Origin of the sequence: Streptomyces sp. NPDC058459 (assembly GCF_042721685.1) — a bacterium.
GTDB lineage: Bacteria > Actinomycetota > Actinomycetes > Streptomycetales > Streptomycetaceae > Streptomyces.
Window position 1 is genome coordinate 36,892 of record NZ_JBHXLV010000019.1, and the last position, 13,419, is coordinate 50,310.

The following is a 13,419-nucleotide window of genomic DNA, read 5'->3' on the forward strand; positions in this document are numbered from 1 at the left end:
CTTGCACTCGTCGTGGCGAGGGGTATGGTGATCTTCGCTGTGTGTCCGGAGGGCCCCGTTCCGGCTGGGGGGCCTTGACGAACCGCACGCAGCGCGCAATTCTCAGGACGCGTCGTCACAACGATCCGAATCCGAGGCATGGATCGACGGCGAAGAGGGCAGGATCATCCTGCGTCGAGGGCAAGCATGCCGAGGGCGTCAAAGACGAGGGCGTTGAGGAAAACGAGGGTCTCCAAAACCCGCACTGGACATCAGTGTGCCAAGTGGCTACACTGACCCTTTGCGCTGCCTGTTAGCTGTCCCCTGCCCGTCACCAGGGGTCTGCTCTCACCCGAGCACCGACGACCGAACTTCCCCGAGCTGGGGTTTCCCGTCGTGAGCCCGGGAGAGGGACCGGTACGCGCGTAGTGAGTCCGAGCCCTCGGAAGGACCCCCTCTTGGCCGCCTCGCGCACTGCCTCGACCGCGAATACGAACAACGGCGCCAGCACCGCCCCGCTGCGCATCTCCTTTGCAAAGATCAAGGAGCCCCTCGAGGTTCCGAACCTTCTTGCGCTCCAGACCGAGAGCTTCGACTGGCTGCTCGGCAACGACGCCTGGAAGGCTCGCGTCGAGAAGGCCCTCGAGAACGGCCAGGACGTTCCGACCAAGTCCGGCCTCGAAGAGATCTTCGAGGAGATCTCGCCGATCGAGGACTTCTCCGGGTCGATGTCGCTGACCTTCCGCGACCACCGCTTCGAGCCGCCGAAGAACTCCATCGACGAGTGCAAGGACCGCGACTTCACGTACGCCGCGCCGCTCTTCGTCACCGCCGAGTTCACCAACAACGAGACCGGCGAGATCAAGTCCCAGACCGTCTTCATGGGCGACTTCCCGCTCATGACGAACAAGGGCACCTTCGTCATCAACGGCACCGAGCGTGTCGTGGTGTCGCAGCTGGTCCGCTCGCCGGGTGTCTACTTCGACTCGTCCATCGACAAGACGTCCGACAAGGACATCTTCTCCTCCAAGATCATCCCGTCCCGGGGTGCCTGGCTGGAGATGGAGATCGACAAGCGCGACATGGTCGGTGTCCGCATCGACCGCAAGCGCAAGCAGTCGGTCACCGTACTGCTGAAGGCGCTCGGCTGGACCACCGAGCAGATCCTCGAGGAGTTCGGCGAGTACGAGTCCATGCGCGCCACCCTGGAGAAGGACCACACCCAGGGCCAGGACGACGCGCTGCTCGACATCTACCGCAAGCTGCGTCCGGGCGAGCCCCCCACGCGTGAGGCCGCGCAGACGCTGCTCGAGAACCTCTACTTCAACCCCAAGCGCTACGACCTGGCCAAGGTCGGCCGCTACAAGGTCAACAAGAAGCTGGGTGCGGACGCTCCGCTGGACGCGGGCGTCCTGACCGTCGAGGACATCATCTCGACGATCAAGTACCTGGTGAAGCTGCACGCCGGTGAGACCGAGACGGTCGGCGACAGCGGTCAGTCGATCGTCGTCGAGACCGACGACATCGACCACTTCGGCAACCGTCGCCTGCGCAGCGTCGGCGAGCTGATCCAGAACCAGGTCCGTACGGGTCTCGCCCGTATGGAGCGGGTCGTGCGTGAGCGCATGACCACCCAGGACGTCGAGGCGATCACGCCGCAGACCCTGATCAACATCCGGCCGGTCGTCGCCTCCATCAAGGAGTTCTTCGGCACCAGCCAGCTGTCGCAGTTCATGGACCAGAACAACCCGCTGTCGGGTCTCACCCACAAGCGCCGTCTGTCGGCGCTCGGTCCGGGTGGTCTCTCCCGTGAGCGGGCCGGCTTCGAGGTCCGTGACGTGCACCCCTCGCACTACGGCCGCATGTGCCCGATCGAGACGCCCGAAGGCCCGAACATCGGTCTGATCGGCTCGCTCGCCTCCTACGGCCGGGTCAACGCGTTCGGCTTCGTCGAGACCCCGTACCGCAAGGTCGTCGAAGGCCAGGTCAGCGACGAGGTGGACTACCTGACCGCCGACGAGGAGGACCGCTTCGTCATCGCGCAGGCCAACGCCACGCTCAGCGACGACATGCGCTTCGAAGAGGCCCGCGTCCTGGTCCGCCGTCGTGGCGGCGAGGTCGACTACGTCCCCGGTGACGAGGTCGACTACATGGACGTCTCGCCGCGCCAGATGGTGTCGGTCGCGACCGCCATGATCCCGTTCCTGGAGCACGACGACGCCAACCGTGCCCTCATGGGCGCGAACATGATGCGCCAGGCCGTGCCGCTCATCAAGAGCGAGGCCCCGCTCGTCGGCACCGGCATGGAGTACCGCTCCGCCGTCGACGCCGGCGACGTGGTCAAGGCCACCAAGGCGGGTGTGGTCCAGGAGGTCTCCGCGGACTACGTCACCACGGCCAACGACGACGGCACGTACATCACGTACCGCCTGCACAAGTTCTCCCGGTCCAACCAGGGAACGTCGGTCAACCAGAAGGTCATCGTCAACGAGGGCGACCTGATCGTAGAAGGCCAGGTCCTGGCCGACGGTCCGGCCACCGAGAACGGCGAGATGGCCCTGGGCAAGAACCTGCTCGTGGCGTTCATGCCGTGGGAGGGCCACAACTACGAGGACGCGATCATCCTGTCGCAGCGCCTCGTGCAGGACGACGTCCTCTCCTCGATCCACATCGAGGAGCACGAGGTCGACGCCCGTGACACCAAGCTCGGCCCCGAGGAGATCACGCGGGACATCCCGAACGTCTCCGAGGAGGTCCTGGCCGACCTGGACGAGCGCGGCATCATCCGTATCGGCGCCGAGGTCACCGCGGGCGACATCCTCGTCGGCAAGGTCACGCCCAAGGGTGAGACCGAGCTGACGCCCGAGGAGCGCCTGCTCCGCGCGATCTTCGGTGAGAAGGCCCGTGAGGTCCGCGACACCTCGCTGAAGGTGCCGCACGGCGAGACCGGCAAGATCATCGGTGTCCGCGTCTTCGACCGCGAAGAGGGCGACGAACTGCCGCCGGGCGTGAACCAGCTGGTCCGCGTCTACGTCGCGCAGAAGCGCAAGATCACCGACGGTGACAAGCTCGCCGGCCGGCACGGCAACAAGGGTGTCATCTCCAAGATCCTGCCGATCGAGGACATGCCGTTCCTGGAGGACGGCACCCCGGTCGACATCATCCTGAACCCGCTGGGTGTCCCGTCCCGGATGAACCCGGGACAGGTCCTGGAGATCCACCTCGGCTGGCTCGCCAGCCGTGGCTGGGACGTCTCCGGCCTCGGGGACGAGTGGGCCGAGCGCCTCCAGGTGATCGGCGCCGACCAGGTCGACCCCGGCACCAACGTCGCCACCCCGGTGTTCGACGGTGCGCGCGAGGACGAGCTGGCGGGTCTGCTCCAGCACACCATCCCGAACCGGGACGGTGAGCGCATGGTGCAGCCGACCGGCAAGGCGCGGCTCTTCGACGGCCGCTCCGGTGAGCCGTTCCCGGACCCGATCTCCATCGGCTACATGTACATCCTCAAGCTGCACCACCTGGTCGACGACAAGCTGCACGCCCGCTCGACCGGTCCGTACTCGATGATCACCCAGCAGCCGCTGGGTGGTAAGGCTCAGTTCGGTGGCCAGCGCTTCGGTGAGATGGAGGTGTGGGCGCTCGAGGCTTACGGCGCCGCCTACGCCCTCCAGGAGCTGCTGACCATCAAGTCCGACGACGTCACCGGCCGCGTGAAGGTCTACGAGGCCATCGTCAAGGGCGAGAACATCCCCGAGCCCGGCATCCCCGAGTCCTTCAAGGTGCTCATCAAGGAGATGCAGTCCCTGTGCCTCAACGTGGAGGTGCTGTCCTCGGACGGCATGTCCATCGAGATGCGCGACACCGACGAGGACGTCTTCCGCGCAGCGGAGGAGCTCGGTATCGACCTGTCCCGGCGCGAGCCGAGCAGCGTCGAAGAGGTCTGACGGGAGTCCGGTACGGGGGCTCGGTCCCGCAAGGAACCGATCCCCGGCCGGCCCCAGGACCCCCGTTTCAGACCCCATGACTTACAACCCTGAGAGGGATTGACGCATAGTGCTCGACGTCAACTTCTTCGACGAGCTCCGGATCGGTCTGGCCACCGCTGACGACATCCGTCAGTGGAGCCACGGCGAGGTCAAGAAGCCGGAGACCATCAACTACCGCACGCTCAAGCCCGAGAAGGACGGACTCTTCTGCGAGAAGATCTTCGGTCCGACCCGGGACTGGGAGTGCTACTGCGGCAAGTACAAGCGCGTCCGCTTCAAGGGCATCATCTGCGAGCGCTGTGGCGTCGAGGTCACTCGCGCCAAGGTGCGCCGTGAGCGGATGGGCCACATCGAGCTTGCCGCCCCCGTGACCCACATCTGGTACTTCAAGGGCGTTCCGTCGCGGCTGGGCTACCTGCTCGACCTCGCCCCGAAGGACCTCGAGAAGGTCATCTACTTCGCCGCGTACATGATCACGTTCGTCGATGACGAGCGTCGTCAGCGCGACCTGCCGTCGCTGGAGGCTCACGTCTCCGTCGAGCGCCAGCAGATCGAGAACCGCCGCGACTCCGACCTGGAGGCCCGCGCCAAGAAGCTCGAGACCGACCTGGCCGAGCTGGAGGCCGAGGGCGCCAAGGCCGATGTGCGCCGCAAGGTGCGCGAGGGTGCCGAGCGCGAGATGAAGCAGCTGCGCGACCGCGCGCAGCGCGAGATCGACCGTCTCGACGAGGTGTGGAGCCGCTTCAAGAACCTCAAGGTCCAGGACCTGGAGGGCGACGAGCTGCTCTACCGCGAGCTGCGTGACCGCTTCGGCACGTACTTCGACGGCTCGATGGGTGCCGCGGCGCTGCAGAAGCGCCTGGAGTCCTTCGACCTCGAGGAGGAGGCCGAGCGTCTCCGCGAGATCATCCGCACCGGCAAGGGCCAGAAGAAGACCCGTGCGCTCAAGCGCCTCAAGGTCGTCTCCGCGTTCCTCCAGACCAGCAACAGCCCCAAGGGCATGGTGCTCGACTGCGTGCCGGTCATCCCGCCGGACCTGCGTCCGATGGTGCAGCTCGACGGTGGCCGCTTCGCGACCTCCGACCTGAACGACCTGTACCGCCGTGTCATCAACCGCAACAACCGCCTGAAGCGGCTTCTCGACCTCGGCGCGCCCGAGATCATCGTGAACAACGAGAAGCGCATGCTCCAGGAGGCCGTGGACGCGCTCTTCGACAACGGTCGTCGTGGCCGCCCGGTCACCGGTCCCGGCAACCGCCCGCTGAAGTCCCTGAGCGACATGCTCAAGGGCAAGCAGGGCCGTTTCCGTCAGAACCTGCTCGGCAAGCGAGTCGACTACTCGGCGCGTTCCGTCATCGTCGTCGGCCCGCAGCTCAAGCTGCACCAGTGCGGTCTGCCCAAGGCCATGGCGCTGGAGCTCTTCAAGCCGTTCGTGATGAAGCGCCTGGTCGACCTGAACCACGCGCAGAACATCAAGAGCGCCAAGCGCATGGTGGAGCGCGGCCGTACCGTCGTGTACGACGTCCTCGAAGAGGTCATCGCCGAGCACCCGGTGCTGCTGAACCGTGCTCCCACCCTGCACCGCCTGGGCATCCAGGCCTTCGAGCCGCAGCTGGTCGAGGGCAAGGCCATCCAGATCCACCCGCTCGTCTGCACCGCGTTCAACGCGGACTTCGACGGTGACCAGATGGCCGTGCACCTGCCGCTGTCGGCGGAGGCGCAGGCCGAGGCCCGCATCCTGATGCTGTCCTCGAACAACATCCTCAAGCCCGCCGACGGCCGTCCGGTGACGATGCCGACCCAGGACATGGTCCTCGGTCTGTTCTTCCTCACCACCGACGGCGAACTGCGTGACACCAAGGGCGAGGGCCGCGCGTTCGGCTCCACGGCCGAGGCGATCATGGCGTTCGACGCCGGCGAGCTGGCGTTGCAGTCGCCGGTCGACATCCGCTTCCCGGTGGGCACCATCCCGCCGCGTGGCTGGACGCCGCCGGCGCGCGAGGAGGGCGAGCCCGAGTACCAGACGGGCGACACCTTCCGGCTGCGCACCACCCTGGGCCGCGCGCTCTTCAACGAGCTGCTGCCCGAGGACTACCCGTTCGTGGACTACTCGGTGGGCAAGAAGCAGCTCTCCGAGATCGTCAACGACCTGGCCGAGCGCTACCCCAAGGTCATCGTGGCGGCGACGCTCGACAACCTGAAGGCGGCGGGCTTCTACTGGGCGACCCGTTCCGGTGTCACCGTGGCCATCTCCGACGTCGTCGTTCCCGAGGCGAAGAAGGAGATCGTCAAGGGCTACGAGGCACAGGACGAGAAGGTCCAGAAGCAGTACGAGCGCGGTCTGATCACCAAGGAAGAGCGCACTCAGGAGCTCATCGCGATCTGGACCAAGGCGACCAACGAGGTCGCCGAGGCGATGAACGCGAACTTCCCCAAGACCAACCCCATCTTCATGATGGTCGACTCGGGTGCCCGAGGAAACATGATGCAGATGCGGCAGATCGCCGGTATGCGTGGTCTGGTGTCGAACGCCAAGAACGAGACCATCCCGCGTCCGATCAAGGCGTCCTTCCGTGAGGGCCTGTCCGTGCTGGAGTACTTCATCTCCACCCACGGTGCCCGTAAGGGTCTGGCGGACACCGCCCTGCGTACCGCCGACTCGGGTTACCTCACCCGTCGTCTGGTGGACGTCTCGCAGGACGTCATCATCCGCGAGGAGGACTGCGGCACCGAGCGCGGCCTCAAGCTGTCGATCGCCGAGCGCGGCGCCGACGGTGTGCTGCGCAAGGCGGACAACGTCGAGACGTCCGTGTACGCGCGCTGCCTCGCCGAGGACATCGTCGTCGACGGCAAGGTGCTCGCCCCGGCGGGCGTCGACCTCGGTGACGTCCTCATCGACCAGCTGGTCAAGGCCGGCGTCGAGGAGGTCAAGACCCGCTCGGTCCTGACCTGCGAGTCCGCCGTCGGTACCTGCGCGATGTGCTACGGCCGCTCGCTGGCCACCGGCAAGCTGGTCGACATCGGTGAGGCGGTCGGCATCATCGCCGCCCAGTCCATCGGTGAGCCCGGTACCCAGCTGACGATGCGTACCTTCCACACCGGTGGTGTGGCCGGTGACGACATCACCCAGGGTCTGCCCCGAGTGGTCGAGCTGTTCGAGGCCCGTACCCCGAAGGGTGTCGCCCCGATCTCCGAGGCCAGCGGCCGCGTGCGGATCGAGGAGACCGAGAAGACCAAGAAGCTCGTCGTGACCCCGGACGACGGCAGCGACGAGACGCCGTTCCCGATCTCCAAGCGTGCCAAGGTCCTGGTCCGCGAGGGCGAGCACGTCGAGGTGGGCCAGCAGCTCACCGTGGGTGCCACCAACCCGCACGACGTGCTGCGCATCCTGGGTCAGCGTGCCGTCCAGGTCCACCTGGTCGGCGAGGTCCAGAAGGTCTACAACTCGCAGGGTGTGTCGATCCACGACAAGCACATCGAGATCATCATCCGGCAGATGCTCCGCCGTGTGACGATCATCGAGTCGGGCGACGCCGAGCTGCTGCCCGGCGAGCTGGTCGAGCGCTCGAAGTTCGAGACCGAGAACCGTCGTGTGGTCCAGGAGAACGGTCACCCCGCCTCCGGCCGTCCGCAGCTGATGGGTATCACCAAGGCGTCGCTGGCGACCGAGTCGTGGCTGTCCGCGGCCTCCTTCCAGGAGACGACCAGGGTCCTGACGGACGCGGCGATCAACGCCAAGTCCGACTCCCTGATCGGCCTCAAGGAGAACGTCATCATCGGTAAGCTCATCCCGGCCGGTACGGGTCTGTCCCGCTACCGCAACATCCGGGTCGAGCCGACCGAGGAGGCCAAGGCCGCGATGTACTCGGCCGTCGGCTACGACGACATCGACTACTCGCCGTTCGGCGCGGGCTCCGGCCAGGCCGTTCCGCTGGAGGACTACGACTACGGTCCGTACAACCAGTAGGCGGGCAGCCGAAAGGCGCTCGAACCGAAGGGCGGCATCCTCCCCGGGGTGCCGCCCTTCGGCGTTTTCCCCTCGCACGGCGGACATTTGGGCGCATGATGGAAGAACCCCGGTCGGGGGTTCGGGAGGTGCTCCGTGTCGCAGCCGTCGTGGCAGCAGTCGTCGCAGCCGTCGCAGTCGTCGCGGCCGCCGGCGTGGCCTGTGGCCCCCTTCTCCGGCTTCTCCGGTCCTTTCGTGCCCCAGCACCCCGTGCCCTGGCCGGCACCGCCCCGGGGCACGGGCGGCGCGGCCGCGTTCATGCTGGCGTCGCACGCCGAGCGGGACCGCGCCGTGGACGTGCTGCGCGCCGGGTTCGCCGAAGGGCGCCTGGAGAAGGAGGAGTTCGACCTGAGGGTGGGCCGGGTGTTCGCCGCCCGCACGGTCGGCGAGCTGGCGCTGGTGGTGGCCGACCTCCCGCAGGGGCCGGCGCCGCTACGGGCGGCCCTGACGCCCGTACCGCAGGTGTTTCTGCCCACACCGCGGCCGGCTGCCAACGGCAAGGCGGTGGGTTCGGCGGTGTGCGGGCTGCTGTGCCTGCTGACCGCCGGGCTCACCGGAATCCCGGCGGTGGTGCTGGGGCACACCGCGCGGGCGGAGATCCGCCGTACCGGCGAGGACGGGGACGGACTGGCCCTGACCGGCCTGGTTCTCGGCTGGCTGTCCGCCGGCGGCTGGGCGCTGTTCTGGCTGCTGCTGATCGCGGTGGGCGTGCTGGACCGATGACGGGAGCGTGGCGCCGTGTGTGCGCTACGTGAAATCGAAGATCGTCAGTGGCGTCGTGACTTGACATGCTCTGTCCGCCACGGGTGGCCGCCTCGCATTTGTTTTGACCGAAGTCCGTGCGGTAGGTACGCTCAGACCTTGTGCCTGGGGTGTGCCCTGGCTCCCGTGTGTGCTTCTCACCGCACGGCGAGCCGTCAGCGGCCACCGAGATCCGCGCTCTTCCCTTTGCGGCGGGAGTCCGCGGGTCCGACACACCCGACCGCGTGGGTCGGCAATGTTCCAGGTTAGCTTCACCATTCGGCACACAGAAACCGGAGAAGTAGTGCCTACGATCCAGCAGCTGGTCCGCAAGGGCCGGCAGGACAAGGTCGAGAAGAACAAGACGCCCGCACTCGAGGGTTCGCCCCAGCGTCGTGGCGTCTGCACGCGTGTGTTCACGACCACCCCGAAGAAGCCGAACTCGGCCCTGCGTAAGGTCGCGCGTGTGCGTCTGACCAGCGGCATCGAGGTCACGGCCTACATCCCGGGTGAGGGACACAACCTGCAGGAGCACTCCATCGTGCTCGTGCGCGGCGGCCGTGTGAAGGACCTGCCGGGTGTTCGTTACAAGATCATCCGCGGCTCGCTCGACACCCAGGGTGTCAAGAACCGCAAGCAGGCCCGCAGCCGCTACGGCGCCAAGAAGGAGAAGTAAGAATGCCTCGTAAGGGCCCCGCCCCGAAGCGCCCGGTCATCATCGACCCGGTCTACGGTTCTCCTCTGGTGACCTCCCTCATCAACAAGGTACTGCTGAACGGCAAGCGCTCCACCGCCGAGCGCATCGTCTACGGCGCCATGGAGGGTCTGCGTGAGAAGACGGGCAACGACCCGATCATCACGCTGAAGCGCGCGCTGGAGAACATCAAGCCGACCCTCGAGGTCAAGTCCCGCCGCGTCGGCGGTGCGACGTACCAGGTGCCGATCGAGGTCAAGCCCGGTCGCGCCAACACGCTCGCGCTGCGCTGGCTCGTCGGTTACTCCCGCGCCCGTCGCGAGAAGACGATGACCGAGCGTCTGCTCAACGAGCTTCTCGACGCTTCGAACGGCCTCGGTGCGGCCGTCAAGAAGCGCGAGGACACGCACAAGATGGCCGAGTCCAACAAGGCCTTCGCGCACTACCGCTGGTAGTCGCTACCCACATCGAGACCGAGAGAAGACCGAAGCCTTATGGCTACCACTTCACTTGACCTGGCCAGGGTCCGCAACATCGGGATCATGGCCCACATCGACGCGGGCAAGACGACCACCACCGAGCGGATCCTGTTCTACACCGGTGTGTCGTACAAGATCGGTGAGGTCCACGACGGCGCCGCCACCATGGACTGGATGGAGCAGGAGCAGGAGCGTGGCATCACGATCACCTCTGCTGCCACCACCTGTCACTGGCCCCTTGAGGGCAGCGACTACACCATCAACATCATCGACACCCCGGGTCACGTCGACTTCACCGTCGAGGTGGAGCGTTCCCTCCGGGTGCTCGACGGTGCCGTGACGGTGTTCGACGGTGTCGCCGGTGTGGAGCCGCAGTCCGAGACGGTGTGGCGTCAGGCCGACCGCTACGGCGTGCCGCGTATCTGCTTCGTCAACAAGCTGGACCGTACCGGCGCCGAGTTCCACCGCTGCGTGGACATGATCAAGGAGCGCCTCGGCGCCGTCCCGATCGTCATGCAGCTCCCGATCGGTGCCGAGATGGACTTCCAGGGCGTCGTGGACCTCGTCCGCATGAAGGCGCTCGTGTGGTCCGCCGAGGCGGCCAAGGGCGAGATGTACGACGTCGTCGACATCCCGGCCACGCATGTCGAGGCCGCCGAGGAGTACCGCGGCAAGCTGGTCGAGACCGTCGCCGAGCACGACGACGAGATCATGGAGCTGTTCCTGGAGGGCCAGGAGCCCACCGAGGAGCAGCTCTACGCCGCGATCCGCCGCATCACCATCGCGTCCGGCAAGTCCGACGGCGTCACGGTCACCCCGGTGTTCTGCGGCACCGCGTTCAAGAACAAGGGCGTCCAGCCCCTGCTCGACGCGGTCGTGCGCTACCTGCCGACCCCGCTCGACGTCGAGGCCATCGAGGGCCACGACGTCAAGGACCCCGAGGTCGTCGTCAAGCGCAAGCCGTCCGAGGACGAGCCGCTGTCGGCGCTGGCGTTCAAGATCATGAGCGACCCGCACCTCGGCAAGCTCACCTTCGTCCGGGTCTACTCGGGCCGCCTGGAGTCCGGCACCTCGGTGCTGAACTCCGTCAAGGGCAAGAAGGAGCGCATCGGCAAGATCTACCGCATGCACGCCAACAAGCGTGAGGAGATCGAGTCGGTGGGCGCCGGTGACATCGTCGCCGTCATGGGCCTGAAGCAGACCACCACCGGTGAGACGCTGTCCGACGACAAGAACCCGGTGATCCTGGAGTCCATGGACTTCCCGGCGCCGGTCATCCAGGTCGCCATCGAGCCCAAGTCCAAGGGTGACCAGGAGAAGCTGGGTGTCGCCATCCAGCGTCTCGCGGAGGAGGACCCCTCCTTCCAGGTCCACTCGGACGAGGAGACCGGCCAGACCATCATCGGTGGCATGGGCGAGCTGCACCTCGAGGTGCTGGTCGACCGTATGCGCCGTGAGTTCAAGGTCGAGGCCAACGTCGGCAAGCCGCAGGTCGCCTACCGCGAGACGATCCGCAAGGCCGTCGAGCGCGTGGACTACACCCACAAGAAGCAGACCGGTGGTACCGGTCAGTTCGCCAAGGTGCAGATCGCGATCGAGCCGATCGAGGGCGGCGACGCCTCGTACGAGTTCGTGAACAAGGTCACCGGTGGCCGCATCCCGAAGGAGTACATCCCTTCGGTGGACGCCGGCGCGCAGGAGGCCATGCAGTTCGGCATCCTGGCCGGCTACGAGATGACGGGCGTCCGCGTCATTCTTCTCGACGGTGGCTACCACGAGGTCGACTCCTCCGAGCTCGCCTTCAAGATCGCCGGTTCGCAGGCCTTCAAGGAGGCCGCGCGCAAGGCGTCCCCCGTGCTCCTGGAGCCGATGATGGCCGTCGAGGTCACCACGCCCGAGGACTACATGGGCGAGGTCATCGGCGACATCAACTCCCGCCGTGGCCAGATCCAGGCCATGGAGGAGCGGGCCGGTGCCCGCGTCGTGAAGGGCCTCGTGCCCCTCTCGGAGATGTTCGGCTACGTCGGAGACCTCCGCAGCAAGACCTCGGGTCGCGCAAGCTACTCGATGCAGTTCGACTCCTACGCCGAGGTTCCGCGGAACGTCGCCGAGGAGATCATCGCGAAGGCCAAGGGCGAGTAACGCACCCCGTTCGCACGCTTTAGGCTTGACACCGACCGCCAGGGTCGGACCACGCGGAAAGACCCTGGCGGGCGGCATCCCAGCAAAGATCACCTGGCGCCGATGAGTAAGGCGTACCAGAACCACTCCACAGGAGGACCCAGTGGCGAAGGCGAAGTTCGAGCGGACTAAGCCGCACGTCAACATCGGCACCATCGGTCACATCGACCACGGTAAGACGACCCTCACGGCCGCCATTACCAAGGTGCTGCACGACGCGTACCCGGACCTGAACGAGGCCTCGGCCTTCGACCAGATCGACAAGGCTCCCGAGGAGCGCCAGCGCGGTATCACGATCTCGATCGCGCACGTCGAGTACCAGACCGAGACGCGTCACTACGCCCACGTCGACTGCCCCGGTCACGCGGACTACATCAAGAACATGATCACCGGTGCCGCGCAGATGGACGGCGCCATCCTCGTGGTCGCCGCCACCGACGGCCCGATGCCGCAGACCAAGGAGCACGTGCTCCTGGCCCGCCAGGTCGGCGTTCCGTACATCGTCGTCGCCCTGAACAAGGCCGACATGGTGGACGACGAGGAGATCCTGGAGCTCGTCGAGCTCGAGGTCCGCGAGCTGCTCTCCGAGTACGAGTTCCCGGGCGACGACCTGCCGGTCGTCAAGGTCTCGGCGCTCAAGGCGCTCGAGGGCGACAAGGAGTGGGGCAACACCGTCCTCGACCTGATGAAGGCCGTCGACGAGAACATCCCGCAGCCCGAGCGTGACGTCGACAAGCCGTTCCTGATGCCGATCGAGGACGTCTTCACGATCACCGGTCGTGGCACCGTCGTCACCGGCCGCATCGAGCGTGGTGTCCTCAAGGTCAACGAGACCGTCGACATCGTCGGTATCAAGCAGGACAAGACCACCACCACGGTCACCGGCATCGAGATGTTCCGCAAGCTGCTCGACGAGGGCCAGGCCGGTGAGAACGTCGGTCTGCTGCTCCGCGGCATCAAGCGCGAGGACGTCGAGCGCGGCCAGGTCATCATCAAGCCCGGTTCGGTCACCCCGCACACCGAGTTCGAGGCCCAGGCCTACATCCTGTCCAAGGACGAGGGTGGCCGCCACACGCCGTTCTTCAACAACTACCGCCCGCAGTTCTACTTCCGCACCACGGACGTGACCGGCGTCGTGACCCTCCCCGAGGGCACCGAGATGGTCATGCCGGGCGACAACACCGAGATGACCGTTACGCTCATCCAGCCCGTCGCCATGGAAGAGGGCCTGAAGTTCGCCATCCGCGAGGGTGGCCGCACGGTGGGCGCCGGCCAGGTCATCAAGATCGTCAAGTAAGTACCGCTTGCTTGAGGGTCGTTGACCGACCCGGAGAGGCCCGCACGACACAAGTC

General features: G+C 66.4%; 7 protein-coding genes. All 7 read left to right on the forward strand.

The features are described 5' to 3' along the window. Nucleotides 1-437: 437 nt before the first annotated feature. Entirely contained in the window at nt 438-3,923 is a 3,486-nt protein-coding gene (gene rpoB, locus ACFWN1_RS06560) for a DNA-directed RNA polymerase subunit beta (protein ID WP_384358858.1), read from the forward strand. A gap of 109 nt (nt 3,924-4,032) precedes the next feature. Then, entirely contained in the window at nt 4,033-7,932 is a 3,900-nt protein-coding gene (locus tag ACFWN1_RS06565) for a DNA-directed RNA polymerase subunit beta' (protein ID WP_384358860.1), read from the forward strand. A gap of 297 nt (nt 7,933-8,229) precedes the next feature. Beyond that, nucleotides 8,230-8,694: a DUF1707 and DUF4190 domain-containing protein gene (locus tag ACFWN1_RS06570; protein ID WP_384358868.1), complete on the forward strand. Its 465-nt coding sequence runs from the start codon at nt 8,230-8,232 to the stop codon at nt 8,692-8,694. 322 nt (nt 8,695-9,016) lie between these two features. Continuing rightward, complete coding sequence (gene rpsL, locus ACFWN1_RS06575; protein WP_003948652.1) at nt 9,017-9,388, forward strand: 30S ribosomal protein S12; 372 nt, start codon at nt 9,017-9,019, stop codon at nt 9,386-9,388. A gap of 2 nt (nt 9,389-9,390) precedes the next feature. Then, nucleotides 9,391-9,861 carry a 30S ribosomal protein S7 gene (gene rpsG, locus ACFWN1_RS06580; protein WP_003992340.1) on the forward strand — a complete coding sequence of 157 codons (471 nt, stop codon included), beginning with the start codon at nt 9,391-9,393 and terminating at the stop codon, nt 9,859-9,861. Nucleotides 9,862-9,900: 39 nt separating this feature from the next. Beyond that, entirely contained in the window at nt 9,901-12,027 is a 2,127-nt protein-coding gene (fusA, locus tag ACFWN1_RS06585; RefSeq protein WP_384358862.1) for an elongation factor G, read from the forward strand. 142 nt (nt 12,028-12,169) lie between these two features. Further along, nucleotides 12,170-13,363 (forward strand): elongation factor Tu, encoded by a 1,194-nt coding sequence (tuf, locus tag ACFWN1_RS06590; RefSeq protein WP_384358864.1) that lies wholly within the window; start codon nt 12,170-12,172, stop codon nt 13,361-13,363. The last annotated feature ends 56 nt before the right edge of the window (nt 13,364-13,419 follow it).

Coding starts and splice junctions, on each gene's coding strand:
- ACFWN1_RS06570 (WP_384358868.1), top strand. CDS start 8,230: ATGCTGGCGTCGCACGCCGAGCGGGACCGCGCCGTGGACGTGCTGCGC.
- rpsG (WP_003992340.1), top strand. CDS start 9,391: ATGCCTCGTAAGGGCCCCGCCCCGAAGCGCCCGGTCATCATCGACCCG.
- fusA (WP_384358862.1), top strand. CDS start 9,901: ATGGCTACCACTTCACTTGACCTGGCCAGGGTCCGCAACATCGGGATC.